The following is an 18,233-nucleotide window of genomic DNA, read 5'->3' as shown; positions in this document are numbered from 1 at the left end:
TGACGCAGCGTGGCCCGGCGCGAGCCCGGCGGCCTCCGAGGGGAGGCCGCCGGGCCGGTGCGACAGTCAGGTCAGGAGACGGTGAGGGCGGTGTCGTCGACCACGAAGGACGTCTGCAGCGAGGCGTCCTCGGTGCCGGTGAACTTCAGGCTGACGGTCTGGCCGGCGTACGCGGCCAGGGAGAAGGACTTCTGGCTGTAGCCGGTGGCCTTGTTCAGGTTCGAGTAGGTCGCCAGCGTGGCCAGCACCGTCCCGGACGGGTTCAGCACCTGAACGCGCAGCGTGTCGTACGCGACGCTGGTGGTGGTCTCGGCCGAGTCGATGTGCAGCCAGAAGCTGACCGTGTAGGACGCACAGCCCGCCGGCAGGGCCACCGACTGGGCGAGCGTGTCGGTGTGGCTGGTCCCGTACCCGTTCAGCCACGCTTTCCACGACCCGGTGCGGGCCGCCTGGCTGCTGGAGCTGGTGATGACTCCGGAGGTGGCCGTCCAACCGGTCGCGCCGGACTCGAAGCCCGGGTTGGCCAGCTTCTGCCCCGGCGCGGTGCAGCCGCCCCCGGTTCCGTTCACGGTCAACGTGTAGGTCGCGGTCCGGGTGACCGAGCCGGCGCCGTTGACGGTCACCGAGTAGGTGCCGGGAGGCGTGCTCGCCGACGTGCTGATGGTGAGGGTGGACGAGCCGCCCGAGGTCACCGAGGCGGGGCTGAACGCGGCGCTCGCCCCGCTGGGCAGTCCGGACGCGGAGAACGTCACCGTCTGCGCCGAGCCGCTGGTGGTGGCGGTCGAGACGGTGGTGGAGGCCGAGCTGCCCGGGTTCACCGAGCCGGCGGTCGGCGACAGCGACACGGAGAAGTCGTTGCCGGTCGAGCAGGGCGCGTCGTTGCCGGCCACGTTCACCGCGGTCCAGGCGGCCTGCACGGTCTTGTACTCGGTGGAGCAGCTGCCGTACAGGTCGGTGGCCGCGCGCAGGCTGTAGGCCCGCGCGGTGTTCGCCGGGTTGCTGGTGTTGACGTACGCCGTGTTGGAGGTGAAGTAGACGTCCAGCGCCCGGAACCAGATCTTCTCGGCCTTGGCCCGGCCGATGCCGGTCACCGCGGGGGCGGAACCGCAGACCGGTGAGGTGCCGTACGCGGTGGCGCCGGTGCCCTCGGCGAGGTTGAAGTAGAAGTGGTTGCCGACGCCGGAGGAGTAGTGCACGTCCTTGTTCTTGGTGCTGGTGGACCAGCAGCTGTCGGACGACCCGTCCAGCGACGGGTTGTACATGTATCGCAGCGGCGTGCCGTTGCCGTTGATGTTGATCTTCTCGCCGACCTGGTAGTCACCCGGGTCGCTCGGCGCGGCGGCGTAGAACTCCACCATGTTGCCGAAGATGTCGCTGGTGGCCTCGTTGAGGCCGCCGGACTCACCGGAGTAGACCAGGCCGGACAGCGCCTCGGTGACACCATGGCTCATCTCGTGCCCGGCCACGTCCAGCGAGACGAGCGGGCGGGAGTTGCCCGAGCCGTCGCCGTAGGTCATCTGGGACCCGTCCCAGAACGCGTTGACGTAGTTGTTGCCGTAGTGCACCCGGCTCGGCACGCCATTGCCGTTGCCGAAGATGCCGTTGCGGCCGTGCACGTTCTTGTAGTAGTCGAACGTCTTCGCGGCGCCGAAGTGGGCGTCGACGGCGGCGGACTGCCGGTTGGAGTTGGCGCCGTTGCCCCACGCGTTGTCGGCGTCGGTAAAGGTCGTGCAGGTGGACGTGCCGTTGTTCATGTCGCAGGTACGGCCGTTGCCGTGCGACGGGTCGATCATTTGGTAGGTGCTGCCGGAGAGCGTCGTGTCGATGCTGACCGTGCCGGTGTAGATGCCCTGGCCGCTGCCGACCACCGACTCGATCTCGTCGTACGACCCGACGGCCGCGCCGGTGGTGGCGTCGGTGATCACGTGCAGCCGGGACGGGGTCTGCCCGTCGGGCTGCCAGCCGCTGACCACGGTCTCCCAGGCCAGTCGGCCCGTGCCGGAGCTGGCGTCGACGAACAGTTCCGGGGCGCCCACGGCCTCGACCTTGCCGGTGAACCCGGCGCGGGCGGCCTTCTTCGCCGCGCCCGCGGTGACCTTGGCCGTGGTGGCGAGGGTCAACGGCGCGACCAGGCCGACCGAACTGCCGGCGTACGTGCCGTTCGGCGCGGTGTGGATGACGAAGTCACCGCCGTACACCCGCAGCCCCTGGTAGGTCCGGGTGTAGCGGGTGTGGGCGGCGCCGGTGACGTCCACCTTGGTGCTGTGCACCTGGTAGGACTCGGCGCTTGAACCCTGGACGGCACCGGGGTTCGTCCGTAGGACGGTTGCCGCCTGAGCCGGCGCGGGGGCGGTGGGCGGAGCCGCGTGCGCCGCGGTGGCGACACAGGTCAGCAGGCCGCTGGTGAGCAGCGCTGCGCTGACGGCGGCGATGGGTCGTTTCACATGCCCTCCTGGAAGGAGAAGAGTGTGACGGGGGTAGTCACGCATGTAGATATAACTATGCGTTGAGCAAAAGAGAAGGCTTGGAACGCTCCCAGACATCGACACTGGCCGAACGGATGAGTGCCGTGACGAGGGAACCCACGTCCGGTGTCGTGCGTCCGACGGACATGAGACCCGCCTCGACAACCGGCGTTACCATCGCGCTCCTGGTGGCCCTCCTGTCCGGCTGCACCGGCACCGACCGGGGCGGCAGCCCCTCGAGCCAGTCACCCGGCACCCTCGGCCCGACCCCGACCGGCACGACCACCGGCACCCCGCCGACCATCGCCCCCACGATCGCTCCGACCACCCGCGCGGTGGCACCCCAGGTCATGCTGCGGCGCTCCGGCGGCTTCGCCGGGCGCGGTGACGCCGTCACCATCGAGCCCGACGGGCGGTGGACGGCCGTGGACCGGGCCGGCAGCCGGCGTACCGGCCAGCTCGGCACCGCCGACCTCGGCCGGCTGGGCGGGCTCGTCGCCGACCCCCGTCTGGCCGCCGAGGCACGCCAGACCGCCACCCCGAGCGGGTGCGCGGACGCGTTCAGCTACCGGTTGACCGTCGGCACCATCGAGACCGGGTACATCGACTGCCCCAGTGAGGTGACCCCACCACCGGCCACCCGCGCCCTGGTCGATCTGATCCTGCGGGCCACCGACTGACCGCCCGGGATCAGACCAGGTAGTCCGCCGGCAGGCCGGTGCCCCGCAGCTCCGACGGCAGGTGCGCCACGTCGTTGAAGGCGACCAGGGTCGGCGGGCCCGCCGGCCCGTACCGGATCACGGTCAGCCCCGCGTTGTGCGAATTCACGCCCAGCCAACGCCGCTCCGGCGCGTCGAGGGCCTGCCGGACCAGCCAGCCGATCAGGAAGGTGTGCGTCACGAGCAGCTCGCGAACCGGCTCGCCGCCGTCGGCTTCCGCAGCGACCGGGCCGGTGAACCGCCGCACCGCCGCCGCCGTCACGCGCGGCCCGTCGGCCCGCTCGGCCGCCGTGAACTGGGCCAGGAAACTGGCGTACGCCGGGGGAAGGCCAGCTGGATCGGTGTCGTGCGGGAGGTGGTCACCGGCCAGCTCCGTCTCGTACACCGGAACCCCCGGCAGCGACGCCGCGACCAGGCGGGCGGTCTCCGCGGCCCGGCGCAACGGCCCGTGGTGTACGGCGGTGAACGCGTGGCCCCGCAGCCGCTCGCCGAGCAAGGTGGCCTGCCGCCGGCCCCGTTCCGTCAGGCCGGTGTCCGGCTCCGCGACGGCCGGCTCCCCCATCTCGGTCAGGTCCTGCTCACCGTGTCGGGCCAGATACAACAGGCGGGTGATCATGCCCCCCCACCCCAACACAACGGGAGGTGCGGGGTTGACCCCGCACCTCCCGACACCGCAATAATCGGCCGGCTACGCCCGCGGGAACATCTGGCCGATGCGGATCCGGTTGCCGAACGGATCCCGGATGCCGAAGTCGATCCCGTAGGGACGCTCGGTCGGCTCGTCGGTGATCTCGACGCCCTTCGCGACGAGATCCTCGTGCGTCTTGCGCGCGTCATCGGTGGTCATGAAGAGGTACCCACCCAGGGCGCCCTTGGTGAGCAGCTCCCGGACCTGCTCGGCGGTGGCCGGGTCCAGCGCCGGCGGACCGGGCTTCTCCAACAGGATCTCGCGCTCCGGGTCGCCGGGCAGGTTGACCGTCAACCAGCGCATGAAACCGAGGTCCTGGTCGGTGTTCACCTCCATGCCGAGCTTGTTCACGTAGAAGTCGAGCGCCTCGTCCTGGTCGAGGACGTAGATCTGGGAGCGGCTGATCGCGTTCATCGTCATGCCCATGACGCTAGAGGTCTCCCCTGACCTGCTGCTTATCCAAAACTACTTGGTCGCGTCCAGGCCTTCGCGAAGCACGACGGCACGTTCGCCGGGGCGGCGCGGGAACGGCGGAAATCGGAGGGCGACTCACCCACGATCTGCCGGAACGTCCGGCTGAACGTGCCCAGACTGCTGAAGCCGACGGCGTAGCAGATGTCGGTCACGTCCCGGTCGGTCTCCACCAGCAACGCCATCGCCCGCTCCACCCGCCGACGTTGCAGGTAACGGTGCGGGGTCTCACCGAAGGTGGCCCGGAAGGTACGGATGAAATGGGACTCCGAGACGAGGGCGATCCGCGCCAGCGCCGGAATGTCCAACGGCTCGGCGTACGCCCGATCCATCGCGTCGCGGGCACGCAGCATCGCCCGGTTCGACTCCTCCACCGCGCGACTCATCGGCCCCCCGCCCTACTCCGTTCGCCACGCTCGTTCAGGCGCTCGGTGGGAACTCCCGTGAGTCCCGTTGCTGTCAACCGGTCGACGCGGGCAGCGCCGCTTGGGAATGCCTGGTGGAATTGGAGCCCCCGGCCGGGATCGAACCGGCGACATCTCGCTTACAAGGCGAGTGCTCTGGCCAGCTGAGCTACAGGGGCGCGTGTGTCGTGGTCAGCATAGCGAGTGACGTCCGGGTATCCCGCTCGCGAGGGCTCCCGAGCACGGGAAACGTCAACAACCCGACGCCCGGGGGTTTCCCGGGGCGTCGATTGATGTCCGACCGTGCCCGAGTGACCGGAATGCGTAGACGGTCTGGCGCGTTCGATGATCCCCCGCCTTGGCAGCGCGGGGAAACCCGTTTACGGTTCAGTCACACGGACGACAACCCGGGCCGCCCCCGCGACCGGGCCGCCGTCCGCTGACCGGCGCGGACACGTGCCGGTCGCTCCTTCACTCGGATCGTCCGGCACGTTCCTGCCGGTGAAAGGAAGCGGTTCACCATGGCTACGGTCACCTATTCCAAGGCGTCCCGGATCTACCCGGGCACCGAGCGTCCCGCCGTCAACGAGCTGGACCTCGAGATCGGCGACGGCGAGTTCCTCGTCCTGGTCGGCCCCTCCGGTTGCGGCAAGTCCACCAGCCTGCGGATGCTCGCCGGCCTGGAGGACGTCGACGCGGGCTCGATCTACATCGACCAGCGCGACGTGACCCACCTCCCCCCGAAGGCCCGCGACATCGCGATGGTCTTCCAGAACTACGCCCTCTACCCGCACATGACGGTGTACGAGAACATGGCGTTCGCCCTCAAGCTGCGCAAGACCTCGAAGTCGGAGATCGACCGTCGGGTCAAGGAGGCCGCCGGGCTGCTCCAGCTGGAGGAGTACCTCAGCCGCAAGCCGAAGGCGCTCTCCGGTGGTCAGCGTCAGCGTGTGGCGATGGGCCGCGCGATCGTCCGCGAGCCGCAGGTCTTCCTCATGGACGAGCCGCTGTCGAACCTCGACGCCAAGCTGCGCGTGCAGACCCGTACGCAGATCGCGTCGCTGCAGGCCAAGCTGGGCGTCACCACGGTCTACGTCACGCACGACCAGGTCGAGGCCATGACCATGGGTCACCGGGTCGCGGTGCTGCTCGACGGTGTCCTCCAGCAGGTGGACACCCCGCGGGCGCTCTACGACACCCCGGCCAACGTGTTCGTCGCCGGCTTCATGGGCTCTCCCGCCATGAACATCAAGACCGTTTCGCTGAACGAGCAGGGCGCCGAGTTCGCCGAGCTGCAGATCCCGCTCACCCGTGAGCAGGTCGCGGCGGCTCGCGCCGAGGGTGGCGACGGCAAGGTGACGGTGGGCTTCCGCCCGGAGGACTGCGACCTGGTCAGCCCGACCGAGGGCGGCATGCCGGTCGTCGTCGAGCTGGTCGAGGACCTCGGCTCGGACGCCAACGTCTACGGCCACGCCGCGCTGGGTGGCAACTCGGAGCGCTTCGTCGTCCGCACCGACCGGCGCAGCATGCCGAACATGGGTGACACCGTGTTCGTCAAGCCGCGCACCGGCCGCAGCCACGTCTTCCACGCCGCCACGGGCAGCCGGATCTGACGTAACGCCGTACCGGAAAGGGGTGGTCCGCTTCGGCGGGCCGCCCCTTTTCGTCATACCGGCGGTGGGTTCTCACCCTGTGGCGCCAGCACGGAGATGGCTCTGCGGGGTGACCCGGCTGGGCCGTGCGCGCTCGTACCGTCACGGCACGCCGAACCCGAGGAGACGCCGTGACCGCCACCGCTCACCCGATCAGCCGTTCCGGGCCGTACCGGATCGCCCGCCTGGCCGGGCGCAGCCTCGCCTACTGCGCGACGCTGGTGCCGGTCGCCCTGCTGGCGCTGGTGACCGCCCCGCTGGGCGGAGCCGGTAGCGCCGCCGCGCGCTGGCGTGCCCTGCGTACCGGACTGCTCGCGATGCCGCCGACACCCGCGCCCGGCCGGCGACCCGGCCCGGCCGCGGTGCTCGGCCACGCCCTGCTCAGCCTGCTCCTCGGTCTGGTGGCGCTGCTGCCGCTCGGTGTCCAGCTGCTGATGGTGCTGCGCGGCGTCCTGTACGGGCTTGTCGATCCCGGCCCGTACGACACTTCCTGGGGTGGTCCGACCCGGGCCGGCGCGTGGCTGGCGCATTTCCTCGTCGGCCTGCCGATGGCCGCCGCCGGGCTGGCCGCGTTGATCGGCATCGCCGCCGTGCACCAGCGGCTGACCCGGGGCCTCGACGGCGAGCGGCGGGCACCCTGGCTGATCCCGACGGCGCTGCTGATCGCGTCGGCCGGGGCGCTGCTCTTCGTCGCGTGGACCCACCAGATTTGACGACGAGGGCCCCCTCCCGCGAACGGCGGGAAGGGGCCCTCGTCGATGTCGTTACAGGTCGACGGCGCGCCGACGGGCCACCTCGGCCAGGGTGACCGCGGCGGCCACGCTGGCGTTGAGCGACTCCACCTCGGAGATCATCGGGATGCTGACGGTCAGGTCGCAGGTCTCCCCGACCAGCCGGGACAGCCCGCGCCCCTCGGAGCCGACCACCACCACCAGCGGACCGACGGCGGCCTCCAGGTCGTACAGGTCGGTGTCGCCGTCGGCGTCCAGGCCGACCACCATGAAGCCGGCGTCGCGGCACGCCTTCAACGACCGGGTCAGGTTGGTCACCTGCGCCACCGGCACCCGCGCGGCCGCGCCGGCGCTGGTCCGCCAGGCGGTCGCGGTGATCCCGGCGGCCCGCCGCTCGGGTACGAAGACACCCTGCGCGCCGAACGCGGCGGCCGAACGGATCACCGCACCCAGGTTGCGTGGGTCGGTGACCCCGTCCAGTGCGACCAGCAGCGGTGCCTGCTGCTCCAGGGCGGCGGCGACCATGTCCTCGAACGGCTGGTACGCGAAGGGCGGCACCTGCAACCCGACACCCTGGTGCAGCACTCCACCGGTCATCCGGTCCAGCTCGGCGCGGCTGATCTCCAGGTTGGCGATGCCCCGGTCGGCGGCCGTCCGGATGATCTCGTTGATCCGGTCGTCCATGTCGATGCCCTGAGCGGTGTAGAGCGCCGTCGCCGGCACCTGGGCGCGCAGCGCCTCCAGCACCGGGTTACGCCCGACCAGCAGCTCCGGGGTGTCCTTGGAGGGGTTCGACTTGCGCCCCGGCGTGACCCGCGGGCCACCGGTCCGGCCGGCGGGCCGGCCGCCCCGGCCGGCAGAACCACCCCGACTGGCCGGTACGCCCCGACCGCCACCCTTGCCCCAGGTGGTGTCCTTGCTGCCCGGCTGACCGATCTTCGGGGCACGCCCCTCCTCGGCCGCCGCCCGGCGCTCCTTGTCCTGCTTCCAGGCCGTCCGCTGAGGCAGCTTCTCGGTGCCCGAGTAGCCCTTGTGCCACGGTCGTTCGTCGGCGGGCAGGGTGCGTCCCCGCCCGGCGAGGGAGTCCTTGTTCTTGCCGCCGGAGCCCTTGGGGGCACCCGCCTTCGGCGTCAGTCGCCGGCCACGGCGCTGCGAGTTGCCGGCCATCAGTCCTGCTCTCCAATAGTCCAACGGGGGCCCTGGGGGGTGTCCTCGACCACCACGCCGGCCAGCTTGAGCTGGTCGCGTACCGCGTCGGCGGCGGCCCAGTCCTTGCGGCCCCGGGCCTGCGCGCGCTGCTCCAGGGCCAGCGCGATCAGGGAGTCCACCACGGCACGCAGATCATCCGGGCGGCCGCCACCGGTCCAGGCCGGGTCGAGGGGGTCGATCCCGAGGATATCCAGCATTGCCCGCACCACGGCCAGGGTGGTGCGGACGGTCACATCGTCACCGGCGCTCAGCGCGGTGTTGCCGTCCCGGAGGTGCTGTTGCAGCACGGCCAGGGCGGCGGACGTGTTGAGGTCGTCGTCCATGGCGGCGACGAAGCCGGCCGGAAGCTCACCGAGCTGCCCGGCACCGACCCGCTCGACGGCCCGCTGCACGAAACCCTCGATCCGGCGGTACGCGGTGGCCGCCTCGCGGAGCGAATCCTCCGAGTAGTCGATCACCGAACGGTAGTGGGCGGCGGCGTAGTAGTAGCGCAGCTCCACCGGCCGCACCCCCAGCGAGTCCACGTACGCCAGGCCCAACGCGTTGCCCGCCGACTTGCCCATCTTGGCCCCGCCGATGCTGAGCAGCCCGTGATGCACCCAGTAGCGGGCGAACGGCAACCCGGCCGCCTGGGACTGGGCGATCTCGTTCTCGTGGTGCGGGAACGTCAGGTCCAGGCCACCGCCGTGGATGTCGAACTCCGGGCCCAGGTACCGCCAGCACATCGCCGAGCACTCGATGTGCCAGCCCGGCCGGCCCAGCCCCCACGGCGACGGCCAGTAGGCGTCCGCCGGCTCGTCCGGCTTGGCGCCCTTCCACAGCGCGAAGTCGCGCGGATCCCGCTTACCCCGGTCGGGGGCGTCGCCGGCCGACTGCATGGCGTCCGGGGACTGACCCGACAACGATCCGTACGCCGGCCAGGACGCCACGTCGAAATAGACGTCACCGGAGCCGTCGGTGGCCGGGTACGCGTGCCCATCGGTGATCAACTTGGCGATCAGCTCGTGCATTTCCGGGATGTGCCCGGTGGCGCGCGGCTCGTACGTCGGCGGCAGCACGTTCAACGCCCGGTACGACTCGGCGAGGATCAACTCGTTGGCGTACGCGATCGACCAGAACGGCCGGCCCTGCTCGCCCGCCTTGACCAGGATCTTGTCGTCGATGTCGGTCAGGTTGCGGATGAACGTGACCTCGTAGCCGGCCGCCAGCAGCCAGCGGCGCAGCACGTCATAGTTGACGCCGGAGCGAAGGTGACCGATGTGCGGCGGAGCCTGGAGGGTGAGACCACACAGGTAGACCCCCACCTTGCCGGCTTCCCGCGGGACGAAGTCCCGCACCGATCGGGTGGCGGTGTCATACATGCGTAGCGTCACCGTACAAGGGTAGCCGTCCACGCCTGTCCGGGTCCGCCGGTGCCGGGTCGTACGCTGCCAGGCGTGGATGCGACCGCACGCTCCGGTGAGCCACCCGCCCGCACCAGCGCGTCCGCCGATGCCGTCGCGGGCCGGGTCGACGCGGGCGCCGGCCCGGACGACGCTGTCGCCAGCCCGGTCGACACGGCCGCTGCCCCGGTCGACGCCGTTGCGGGCCGGGTCGACGCGGGCGCCGGCCCGGTCGACGCAGGCGCCGGGCGGGGTGGGGAGACGGCGCAGACCCTGGACCGGGGGTTGCGGCTGCTGCACCTGGTCGCCGACGCGCCGGGCGGGCTGACCGTCACCGAGGCCGCGACCCGGCTGAAGATCGGCCGGGCTGCCGTGTACCGGCTGGTCGGCCCGCTGACCGGGCACGGGATGCTGCGCCGCGACGCCGACGGGCGGCTCCGCCTCGGCGCCGGAGTGCTGCACCTGGCCCGGCGCGCCCAACCGCTGCTCGCCGAGGGTGCCCTGCCGGCCCTGCGTCGGCTCGCCGAGCAGGCCGGCGCGACCGCGCACCTGACCGTGGTCGAGGGCGGCGAGGGCGTCGCCCTGGCCGTGGTCGAGCCGAGCTGGACGTCGTTCCACGTCGCGTACCGGACCGGGGCGCGGCATCCGTTGGATCGGGGAGCCGCGGGACGGGCCATCCTCGCCGGCCGGACCGGGGTGGCGGAGGCGGTGAGCAGCACCGGCGAGTTGCAGTCCGGGGCGTACGGGGTGGCCGCGCCGGTGCTCGGCGTACCCGGGCTGGAGGCGAGCGTCGGCGTGGTCGCGCTCGCCCCACTGGACGTCGACCTGATCGGCCCGCAGGTGCTGGCCGCCGCCGACACCGTCGCCACCGCCCTGCGCTGACCGCCCCGCCCGCCGGCCGCGCGCCCGCCGCGCGCCCAGCCTGCCGCCCGCCCAGCCCGCCGCGCGGCCAGCCCGCCTCCCGCGCTTGATCGACTCGGGTTCATGGAAGACGCGGCATCCCGGCTCACGACAGCACGATTTCCATGAACGCGAGTGGATCACCGTCGGTGCCCTACCACGATCGGCGGGCCGGCCCGCGGTTGTCCACAGGGGCCGGCGGACGGCTCGGGCCGGGTTGTCCACAGGGGTTTCGGCGGTCGACCGGCAGCCGGCACGCTGCTCGACATGCCACCTCGTCCGCACCGACCCGATGCCCTGACCTGGCAGGTCTTCCGCGGCTCCGACGCCGTCCGGGACGGCCTTCTCACCGAGCACCAGTTGCGTAGCGCCGCCTGGGTGCGGCTGCGCCACGACATCTACGCCGACGCACGGCTGGAACGGGACCACGCCCTGGCCTGTCGTGCCACCCTCCTCCGACTACCGCCAGGCGTGCTGGTCGGCGGCCCGTCGGCCGCCTACCTGCACGGCATCGAACACGCCGCGTCCTTCACCGACGACGTGCACGTCCTGGTGCCCCGGCAGTTGCGAGTGGGCGCACAGCGTGGCCTCCGCGTACACGTCAACGCTTTCACCCCGCTCTCGGACCCGGAGCCGAGTCACCCGGCCGAGATCCTCTCGGTCGCGGGCGCTCCGACCGGCGCGCCCCACCCGACCGGTGCGGGCCACCCGACCGGCGCGGGCCACCCGACCGGCGCGGCCCACCCGACCGGTACGGGCCACCCGACCGGCACGCCCCACCCATCCGGTGCGGCGCGTCCACGAGAGGCGACCCGTCACCCGGACACGACTCGCCCCCGGAGCATCGCTCGCCCGCCGGGCACGGCTCGGTCACCAAGCACGGGCCGCCCTGCAGGCGCGACGCGCCCACTGCGCACAGCGGGTCCGGCGGGCGCAGTGCGGCCCAACCGGGCCTCGGGCGGGCCGATCCCGCGCTCGGACCCCGATCGAGCCGCCTGGGAGACGGCCGTCTGGCTCGATCCGGTCCGCGCGGTCGGGATCGTCGACTCGCTGCTCGGGCGGGGGTTGACCGACCGCGTCGCGCTGGCCGGGATCGCGGGCCGGAACGCACATCAGCACGGTGGGCGACGGGCGCGGTGGGTCTTCGACCTGGCCGACCCCGGGGCGCAGTCTCCGCCGGAATCGCATCTGCGCGTACGGCTGGTGCTCGGCGGGCTGCCGCGGCCGATCGTCCGACATCCGGTGCGCCTGCCCAACGGCGTCGTCCTACACCCCGATCTGGCGTGGCGGGAGTACCGGGTGGCGGTCGAGTACGACGGCCAGTGGCATGCGGACGCGGATCAGGTGCACCGGGACCGTCGCCGACTCAACCTGCTCCTCGGCGCGGGCTGGCTGGTGCTGCACGTGACCAGCCGCCGTCTGCACTCCGAGTTCCCGGCGCTGCTCGGCGAGGTACGCGCCGCACTGGTCGCTCGCGGATGGCGGCGGTGATCCCCCGAGTCCGGCCGAGCCTGACCAGCTCGGGTTCCTGGAAACCGCGCTGTCCGACGGAACCTGACACCCCATCGTCAAGGAATCCGAGTCGATCAAGGGGCGGGACGCGGTCGGGGCCCAGCCGACCGTGGTCGACCGGGCCCCGAGGCGGTGCCTTGTTACGGGCGGGCGTTCGACTTGAGCGGGGTCTTCACCGCCGCGTACGCGTCGACGATCCCGTAGCCGTAGAAGCCGTTGAAGTTGACCCCACCGGCGCAGTACGCGTCGTAGGTCTCGTCACGACCCTCGTTGCGGTACTGCTGCAGGCGCGGCTCCGGGCAGGCGTGCTCGGCGGCCGTGCGGTACAGGTGCTGCTCGACCAGGTCCGGGGACATCCCGAAGCCAGCCCGGCCCTGCGTCTTGCCGTACCGGCTGACGATCAGCGCGGCGACGCCGGCGGCGTGCGGGGACGCCATCGACGTGCCCTGGAGGTAGGTGTAGTAGCCGCACTCACCGTTGGCCTTGCACTGTTTGAAGACCGACTCTTCGAAGCCGGCCACGATGTTGCCGTCCTCGTCGACCGAGCCTTCCTCCTGGAGCACGTGCTTCGGGTAGGACGACAGGATCATGTTGGCGTCGGTCCGGAACGTGTCGGTGCCAAAGCCGTCGCGGAACCATCCGCCCGGTGCGGCGACCGAAATCTGCTCGGTGCCGTAGTTGGAGAAGTCCGACTTCTTGCCGGACGGGCCGACCGACGACACGCCGATCACGTGCGGGCCCTCGGTGGGCAGGTCCCAGCAGCTCTCGTTGTCGATCGGGCGGGGGTACGGGTTGGCGCCGTAGTCCGGGCTCGTCACGTCGGTGCGGGGTGCGCCCAGGTCCTCGTTGTTGTTGCCGAGCGCGCCGACCAGCGTGACGCCCTTGTTGTGGGCGAATTCCAGCGCCCGCTTCATCGCCTTGATGATGGCCCGCTGCTCGGCCTGGGCCTCGGGGGAGTCGGCCGGGTTGGCGGTGCAGTTGTAGAGCCACGGGTCGACGTAGAACGACATGTTGACCACGTCGATCCCGGACCGGCCGGCGTGGATCAGGGCGTTGACCACCGGGTCGAGGAAGAAGTAGCCCGAGTCCTGGCCACCCTTCAGCTCGACGAGCGAGACGTTCGGGGCGACACCGGAGAGGCCGAAGCCGTTGGCGGCTGCGCCGATGGTGCCGGCCACGTGCGTGCCGTGCCCTCCGTCGTCGGTGCCGACCGGGTCGAGGCAGCTCGGCACCTCGCACGTCTCGCCGTCGATGTCGGTCCGGTCCGGCGCGAAGTTGCGCGACAGCGCCCAGTTGAAGTTCGGCGCGATGTCCGGGTTACTGGCGTCGACGCCGGTGTCCAGGACGCCGACGGTCACCCGACGGTCACCCGGCTCGATCTTGCGGGCCTTGTCGGCCCGGATCATGTCCAGACCCCACAGCTTCTCGTCGAGTGGGTCCATCGTGGCACCGCGCCGGGCGGCCGTACCCGCGGCGACCGATGCCGCCGTCAGGTGCTCCTGCTCGACGCGGTCCAGCTTGGGCTTGCGGCCGATCGCCTTCTGCTCGGCAGCGGCGATCAGGGTGGGGGCGGCGGAAACCCTGGCTGCGAAGTCGGCCCGGTCGGCGGTCACCTGGAACATGCCGACCTCGTCGGACCGGGACACCACCGTGCCACCGGCTGCCCGGATCGCGGCGACCGCCGTGTCGGCGGCGACGCCGTCCTCGGCGACGACGGTGAAGGTGCGGGAGATGCTCGGCGCGGCGCTGGCAGGTACACCCAGGCCCGCTGCCGTAAGTGCCAGCACTGCCACGGTTGCGACGGCACCGGCGGTGAAACGCTTGCTCACCACATCGAATCCTCTCGTTGAGGGACGTGGCAGCCATCAGACAACACCCGGCGGGTTTACGCCAGGTGAACGTCCGTTATGGCGGTGAATCTCTCCTCGATCCACCCAGCTCGATGCCGGCTTCCACCAGGTCGGACGACCCGCCCGGCACGTTCGGCAGGACTACCGGCACGTTCGGCAGGACCACCGGCACGTCCGACAGGACCACCGGCATGTCCGACAGGACCGCTGGCAGGTCGGCCAGGGTGGACACCTCGGCGTCGGGCGTGAGCCCGGCCGGGCGCGACTGGCCGTTTCGGTTCAACCACACCGACCGCAAGCCGGCCCGCCGGGGTGCCACCACGTCGTGCTCCCACGAGTCACCGACGTACACGATCTGCCCGGCGGGGACGCCGGCCGCCGCGACCACCGCGGCGTAGAACTCCGGGGCGGGCTTCTTGGGCAGGCCGTTCTCGTGTGCGTACACCTCGAAGGCGAACTCTCCGGCGAGCCCGCAGCGTTCGGCGCGGCTGTTGCCGTTGGTGGCGAAGCCCAGCGCGTACCGGGTGCGCAGGGTGGCCAGCGCCGGTACGGCGTCCGGGAAGGGCCGGGTGAGGGCGAAGCGCCGGGCGAAGAAGAGGGCGGCGATCTCGTCCAGGTGGTCGTCGAGGCCGGCTCGGGCCAGCGACCGGGCGAGGGCGGCACGGCGGATTTCCATCACCGGGGCGGCGCTCAGCTCGCCGAAGACCGCGCCCCAGTCCGACTCCAGTTCGGCGAGCGACACCCCGGCCGCGGCGGGTGTGCGCCGCCGCATCTCGTCGAGAACGGCTACCAGCCCGCCGGTCACCGCCGGGCGTAGATCCAGCAGAGTCTCGTCGGCGTCGAACACCACGTGGGTCAGCACGGCATCACTGTCTCACCGGGCCGCGAGCGCGGGCTCGGGCGTGGCCGGCACCGGTGCGCCGCGCAGTTCGTCGAGGCGCACCAGCGCGACCCCGGCGACGATCAGCGCGCCACCGAACAGTTGCCAGCCGGTGGGCAGTTCGTTCAGGAACAGCCAGGCGATCAGCACCGCGAACAGCACCTCGGTCAGCCCCAGGAACGACGACAGCCGGGGGCCGAGGATCCGGGTGCCGGCGACCCCGGAGAGGTACGCGACGACGGCCGCCACCAGGGAGAGCCCGGCGATCGGCAGCAGCCAGCTGGTGCGCTGCCCGGCGAAGGTGACCGCACCGAAGGTGGCGTGCAGCGGCAGCAGACCGGTCAGCCCGATCAGGAGCAGCACGGCGGCGCCGACGGCCATCCCGCCGCTGGCCAGGGCGACCGAGGGCAGCCGGGGGTCGACGCGACCGGCGAGCACGAAGTAGCCGGCCAGGCCGAACGCGGCACCGAGCCCCCAGAGCACACCGACCGGGTCGAAGTCGGCGGTGCCGGCGAGGTCGAGCACGAACACCAGCCCGGCCAGGGCGGCAACCGCGCCGAACACGGTGAGCCGGCGGGGACGCTGCCCGTGTCGCAGCCACATCCACCCGACGACCAGGATGATGCCGAGGTATTCCAGGAGCAGCGCGACGCCGACCGGCAGGTAGCGCACGGCGTTGAAGAAGCAGACCTGTGCCAGCGCGACCCCGAGCAACCCGAAGAGCCCGATGGCCGTGCCATTGCTGCGCAGCACGTGCCACCTGCCGCGCAGCGACAGCAGGGCGGGGAGCGCCAGCACCAGGGCGGCGATGCCGACCCGGGCGATGACGGCGGACTCGGCCGACCAGCCGGCCTCGATGAGCGACCGCGCGAAGGTGCCCGACGTGGCGAAGGTGACCGCGGACAGCAGCGCCAGCGCAACGCCTGCGGCGGGTCGTGTGTGCATCTCGCGCTCCTCGGAACGGCATGGGTGTCATGAGCAAACTATCCTTGTGCTCATGACGCTAGGCGGAGTCTGTGACAGGAGTCAAGATGCTTTTCACTCATGACACCGAGTGTTCGCTGATCGCCGCCGCCGCGCTCGTCAACACGGCGGGCCGCCACGGCGAACTGCTGCCCGACATCGCCGCACTGGACGCGTTCTACCTGCGGCACGCCTACAGCGGTCGGCACGAGCACACCGACGCCGAGTTGCGCGCCGTCCGTGAGCTGCGGCCCCGGCTGCGCCGCATCTGGTACGCCGACCCGCCCGAGATCGTCGCCGTGGTCAACGGCCTACTGCTGGAGCACCAGGCGTTGCCGCAGCTCATCGAGCACGACGACCTGCCGTACCACCTGCACGCCGTCCCCCGCGACGCCCCCCTGGCGACCCGTATCGCGGTGGAGGCGGCGATGGCCATGGCCGACCTGGTCCGGGCCGGAGAGCTGAGCCGGCTGCGGATCTGCGAGTACCCGGACTGCGACAACGTGGTCATCGACCTGTCCCGCAACCGCTCGCGGCGCTTCTGCGAGGCCGGTTGCGGCAACCGCGCCGCCGTGACCGCCTACCGGGCGCGCCGGGCCGCCGGCCGTTCCTGATAGGCGTCGGCCCGCAACTCGTACTCCACCTCGCCGTGCTCGGTGCCCGGAATCGGGTCGTCGAACTGGAGGTGGAAGGTGCGCACGTAGCGCAGCCCCGCCTTCACCATCACCCGCCGGGACCGCTCGTTGACCGCCATCGTCTCGGCCCACACCCGCCGCACCCCGACCGTCTCGAAGGCGTACCGGACCAGCGCCCGCGACCCCTCGGTGGCCAGGCCACGCCCCCACGCCGAACGGCGCAGCCGGTAGCCCAGTTCGGCCTCCGTGCCGTCCGCCGACGGGTCGAGCGCGAACCAGCCCAGGAAGTCGCCGGTCCCCCGGTCGAGCGCCGCCCAACGGCCCAGCCCGGGATGCCGCTCGTACTGGGCGAGCAGTCTCGGCAACTGCTCGTCCCGGACCATGGCTGGCGGCGTCGCGACACCGCCGGTGAGGAAACGCATCACCTCGGGATCGCTGTCCAACTCGACCAGCGCGTCCACGTCGGCCACCGTCAACCGCCGCAACCGCAACCGCTCGGTCGAAGGCAGGTCGAGGCCATCCACACCCATGAGAGGATCATCCCTCAGGATCCGCGCGCCGTCGCGCGCGGTGCGGTCGCGTCAGCGCGGGAGCGCCGCCACGAAGAGCCGCCAGGAGTACGCGTCGACCACGAGCACAGGCCCGTCCGAGTCCTTGCTGTCTCGCACCCCGACCACGCCCCCAAGGTTCGTAGCCACCTCGACGCAGTTGGCGTCCTGGTTGCTGCGGCTGCTCTTTCGCCATCGAGCGTCGGTCAACTCCACGATTCGGCCACCTCGTGCATCAACTCGATGGACGCCTGCGGGGGCAGGGCTTCGCCCAGGGTAACCTCCCAGACTCGCTGCAACCGCGCCAGATCCGCGGGCTGGTCCAGCTTTTGGCCACGGACCTGACAGTCCAGGTAGGCCACCTCCGTGCCGTCGGGCAGGACGGCAAGCGCGAACTGCCCACCGAGCCCCGGATACTCCTCCGCGGATCTCGGCACCACGTGCAGCCGGACCCGGGGGTGGCCGGTGGCGATGCCGGCCAGGTGCAGCGTCTGGTCGCGCATCACCTTCCGCTCGCCCACCCGTCGCCGCAGAACGGCCTCATCCAACACCGCCACGATCTGCGGCGCACGGTCGCTGTGCAGCACTTCCTGGCGATCCATCCGGGCGGTCAGTCGCCGGTCGACCTCATCCGGAGCGAGCAGGCCGCCAGCCTCGAAGACCGCACGCGCGTAGGCCTCCGTCTGGAAGAGCCCCGGCACGTAGCGCGGCTCATACCACCGGAGCGTGCGCGCATGCTCGAAGATCGCCTGCCAGCCGCGTAGCCAGGGTTGCGCCCGGTCAAGGCTGACCAGCTCTGTTGACATGCGGCCGAAGAGGCCGCCGGTGTCGAGGGCGCGGTCGACGAGTTCCAGGTATTTGGCGGTGGGCGGTTGTTGGCCCAGCTCGACGGCGCTGACCATCGACGCCGAGTAGTTGACCGCCCGGGCCAGCTCGTCCTGACTCCAGCCCCGCCGAGCCCGCGCCCGCCGCAGCTCCGCGACCAGGAACGCCGCCGCCGTCATCTGCCCATCGGCCATGCCGCGCCACCCTCCACCCCGCCGACGATCAACTCCAGCCGGCCGCCAGAGCCGCCACCACCCGAAACAGAGCGGCTACGACGACGCGGCCAAACCCTTCCGACCGTAGTCGCCTGATCACCAGACTGTGAAGTGCGGCACCGCTCCCCGTCCCCCGGGTCCGCATGCGTCGCAGGGACCGCCCGATCCCCCGTGCCGGGCGGTC

Annotated in this window: 17 protein-coding genes, 1 tRNA gene and 1 pseudogene; 6 read left to right on the top strand and 13 right to left on the bottom strand. The window is 71.6% G+C overall.

Annotated features, from left to right (window positions below):
* Window positions 1–71 precede the first annotated feature (71 nt).
* Complete coding sequence (locus O7620_RS27670; protein ID WP_278126041.1) at window positions 72–2,444, bottom strand: M4 family metallopeptidase; 2,373 nt, start codon at window positions 2,442–2,444, stop codon at window positions 72–74.
* 209 nt (window positions 2,445–2,653) lie between these two features.
* Between O7620_RS27670 and O7620_RS27665 the strand changes: the two genes are divergently transcribed.
* Window positions 2,654–3,145 (top strand): protealysin inhibitor emfourin, encoded by a 492-nt coding sequence (locus tag O7620_RS27665; RefSeq protein ID WP_192580307.1) that lies wholly within the window; start codon window positions 2,654–2,656, stop codon window positions 3,143–3,145.
* Between the two features lie 10 nt (window positions 3,146–3,155).
* Here O7620_RS27665 and O7620_RS27660 read toward each other — a convergent pair whose 3' ends face one another.
* From O7620_RS27660 to O7620_RS27645, 4 genes are all read right to left on the bottom strand, one after another.
* Window positions 3,156–3,800 carry a histidine phosphatase family protein gene (locus tag O7620_RS27660; RefSeq protein ID WP_151490520.1) on the bottom strand — a complete coding sequence of 215 codons (645 nt, stop codon included), beginning with the start codon at window positions 3,798–3,800 and terminating at the stop codon, window positions 3,156–3,158.
* A 72-nt stretch (window positions 3,801–3,872) separates the two neighbouring features.
* Complete coding sequence (locus O7620_RS27655; RefSeq protein ID WP_151490521.1) at window positions 3,873–4,292, bottom strand: VOC family protein; 420 nt, start codon at window positions 4,290–4,292, stop codon at window positions 3,873–3,875.
* Between the two features lie 35 nt (window positions 4,293–4,327).
* Window positions 4,328–4,729, bottom strand: a complete 402-nt coding sequence (locus O7620_RS27650; RefSeq protein WP_151490522.1) for a helix-turn-helix transcriptional regulator — start codon at window positions 4,727–4,729, stop codon at window positions 4,328–4,330.
* 120 nt (window positions 4,730–4,849) lie between these two features.
* Window positions 4,850–4,926: transfer RNA gene (locus tag O7620_RS27645), tRNA-Thr, on the bottom strand.
* Between the two features lie 342 nt (window positions 4,927–5,268).
* Between O7620_RS27645 and ugpC the strand changes: the two genes are divergently transcribed.
* Both ugpC and O7620_RS27635 read left to right on the top strand, forming a co-directional pair.
* Complete coding sequence (gene ugpC, locus O7620_RS27640; RefSeq protein ID WP_151490540.1) at window positions 5,269–6,360, top strand: sn-glycerol-3-phosphate ABC transporter ATP-binding protein UgpC; 1,092 nt, start codon at window positions 5,269–5,271, stop codon at window positions 6,358–6,360.
* A gap of 170 nt (window positions 6,361–6,530) precedes the next feature.
* On the top strand, window positions 6,531–7,112 hold the full coding sequence (locus O7620_RS27635) for a hypothetical protein (RefSeq protein ID WP_278126037.1): 582 nt from the start codon (window positions 6,531–6,533) through the stop codon (window positions 7,110–7,112).
* A gap of 51 nt (window positions 7,113–7,163) precedes the next feature.
* On the opposite strand, the gene rlmB is transcribed toward O7620_RS27635, so the two are convergent.
* Both rlmB and cysS read right to left on the bottom strand, forming a co-directional pair.
* Entirely contained in the window at window positions 7,164–8,297 is a 1,134-nt protein-coding gene (gene rlmB / locus O7620_RS27630; protein WP_151490542.1) for a 23S rRNA (guanosine(2251)-2'-O)-methyltransferase RlmB, read from the bottom strand.
* Window positions 8,297–9,712 carry a cysteine--tRNA ligase gene (cysS, locus tag O7620_RS27625; protein ID WP_151490543.1) on the bottom strand — a complete coding sequence of 472 codons (1,416 nt, stop codon included), beginning with the start codon at window positions 9,710–9,712 and terminating at the stop codon, window positions 8,297–8,299. The genes rlmB and cysS overlap by 1 nt, the downstream gene beginning before the upstream one ends.
* A gap of 282 nt (window positions 9,713–9,994) precedes the next feature.
* Here cysS and O7620_RS27620 point away from each other — a divergent pair, with 282 nt between their 5' ends.
* Window positions 9,995–10,603, top strand: a complete 609-nt coding sequence (locus O7620_RS27620; protein ID WP_278127173.1) for a helix-turn-helix domain-containing protein — start codon at window positions 9,995–9,997, stop codon at window positions 10,601–10,603.
* 285 nt (window positions 10,604–10,888) lie between these two features.
* Entirely contained in the window at window positions 10,889–12,112 is a 1,224-nt protein-coding gene (locus tag O7620_RS27615) for a hypothetical protein (RefSeq protein WP_278126033.1), read from the top strand.
* A gap of 161 nt (window positions 12,113–12,273) precedes the next feature.
* Here the strand turns inward: O7620_RS27615 and O7620_RS27610 are convergent, their stop codons facing one another.
* From O7620_RS27610 to O7620_RS27600, 3 genes and pseudogenes are all read right to left on the bottom strand, one after another.
* The gene (locus O7620_RS27610; RefSeq protein WP_278126032.1) at window positions 12,274–13,962 is read right to left on the bottom strand and encodes a S8 family serine peptidase; all 1,689 of its coding nucleotides are present in this window, start codon (window positions 13,960–13,962) and stop codon (window positions 12,274–12,276) included.
* A 211-nt stretch (window positions 13,963–14,173) separates the two neighbouring features.
* A pseudogene (locus tag O7620_RS27605) lies at window positions 14,174–14,845 on the bottom strand (HAD family hydrolase); the annotation flags it as partial.
* 12 nt (window positions 14,846–14,857) lie between these two features.
* Window positions 14,858–15,808, bottom strand: coding sequence for a DMT family transporter (locus O7620_RS27600; protein ID WP_278126031.1), 951 nt, complete (start codon window positions 15,806–15,808; stop codon window positions 14,858–14,860).
* Between the two features lie 86 nt (window positions 15,809–15,894).
* Here O7620_RS27600 and O7620_RS27595 point away from each other — a divergent pair, with 86 nt between their 5' ends.
* Window positions 15,895–16,440, top strand: a complete 546-nt coding sequence (locus O7620_RS27595) for a CGNR zinc finger domain-containing protein (RefSeq protein ID WP_278126029.1) — start codon at window positions 15,895–15,897, stop codon at window positions 16,438–16,440.
* On the opposite strand, the gene O7620_RS27590 is transcribed toward O7620_RS27595, so the two are convergent.
* Genes O7620_RS27590 through O7620_RS27580 form a run of 3 tightly spaced genes read right to left on the bottom strand, consistent with a single transcriptional unit; the run spans window position 16,407 to window position 18,028 of the window.
* On the bottom strand, window positions 16,407–16,991 hold the full coding sequence (locus tag O7620_RS27590; protein WP_278126028.1) for a GNAT family N-acetyltransferase: 585 nt from the start codon (window positions 16,989–16,991) through the stop codon (window positions 16,407–16,409). The two genes, O7620_RS27595 and O7620_RS27590, sit on opposite strands and share 34 nt — an antisense overlap.
* Window positions 16,992–17,042: 51 nt before the next feature.
* Window positions 17,043–17,225 carry a DUF397 domain-containing protein gene (locus tag O7620_RS27585; RefSeq protein ID WP_151493165.1) on the bottom strand — a complete coding sequence of 61 codons (183 nt, stop codon included), beginning with the start codon at window positions 17,223–17,225 and terminating at the stop codon, window positions 17,043–17,045.
* Window positions 17,216–18,028 carry a helix-turn-helix transcriptional regulator gene (locus O7620_RS27580; protein WP_278126027.1) on the bottom strand — a complete coding sequence of 271 codons (813 nt, stop codon included), beginning with the start codon at window positions 18,026–18,028 and terminating at the stop codon, window positions 17,216–17,218. Before O7620_RS27580 ends, O7620_RS27585 begins: the two co-directional genes overlap by 10 nt.
* Between the last annotated feature and the right edge of the window lie 205 nt (window positions 18,029–18,233).

The sequence above is a fragment of the Micromonospora sp. WMMD710 genome (genome assembly GCF_029626045.1).
In the GTDB taxonomy this organism is placed as follows: Bacteria; Actinomycetota; Actinomycetes; order Mycobacteriales; family Micromonosporaceae; genus Micromonospora.
This window is presented reverse-complemented; position numbering and strand designations above follow the sequence as displayed.

Bases quoted from the DNA above. Each gene is read 5' to 3' on its own strand.
- O7620_RS27660 (WP_151490520.1), bottom strand. From the start codon at position 3,800: ATGATCACCCGCCTGTTGTATCTGGCCCGACACGGTGAGCAGGACCTG.
- O7620_RS27655 (WP_151490521.1), bottom strand. From the start codon at position 4,292: ATGACGATGAACGCGATCAGCCGCTCCCAGATCTACGTCCTCGACCAG.
- O7620_RS27650 (WP_151490522.1), bottom strand. From the start codon at position 4,729: ATGAGTCGCGCGGTGGAGGAGTCGAACCGGGCGATGCTGCGTGCCCGC.
- ugpC (WP_151490540.1), top strand. From the start codon at position 5,269: ATGGCTACGGTCACCTATTCCAAGGCGTCCCGGATCTACCCGGGCACC.
- rlmB (WP_151490542.1), bottom strand. From the start codon at position 8,297: ATGGCCGGCAACTCGCAGCGCCGTGGCCGGCGACTGACGCCGAAGGCG.
- O7620_RS27615 (WP_278126033.1), top strand. From the start codon at position 10,889: ATGCCACCTCGTCCGCACCGACCCGATGCCCTGACCTGGCAGGTCTTC.
- O7620_RS27600 (WP_278126031.1), bottom strand. From the start codon at position 15,808: ATGCACACACGACCCGCCGCAGGCGTTGCGCTGGCGCTGCTGTCCGCG.
- O7620_RS27595 (WP_278126029.1), top strand. From the start codon at position 15,895: ATGCTTTTCACTCATGACACCGAGTGTTCGCTGATCGCCGCCGCCGCG.
- O7620_RS27590 (WP_278126028.1), bottom strand. From the start codon at position 16,991: ATGGGTGTGGATGGCCTCGACCTGCCTTCGACCGAGCGGTTGCGGTTG.
- O7620_RS27580 (WP_278126027.1), bottom strand. From the start codon at position 18,028: ATGGCCGATGGGCAGATGACGGCGGCGGCGTTCCTGGTCGCGGAGCTG.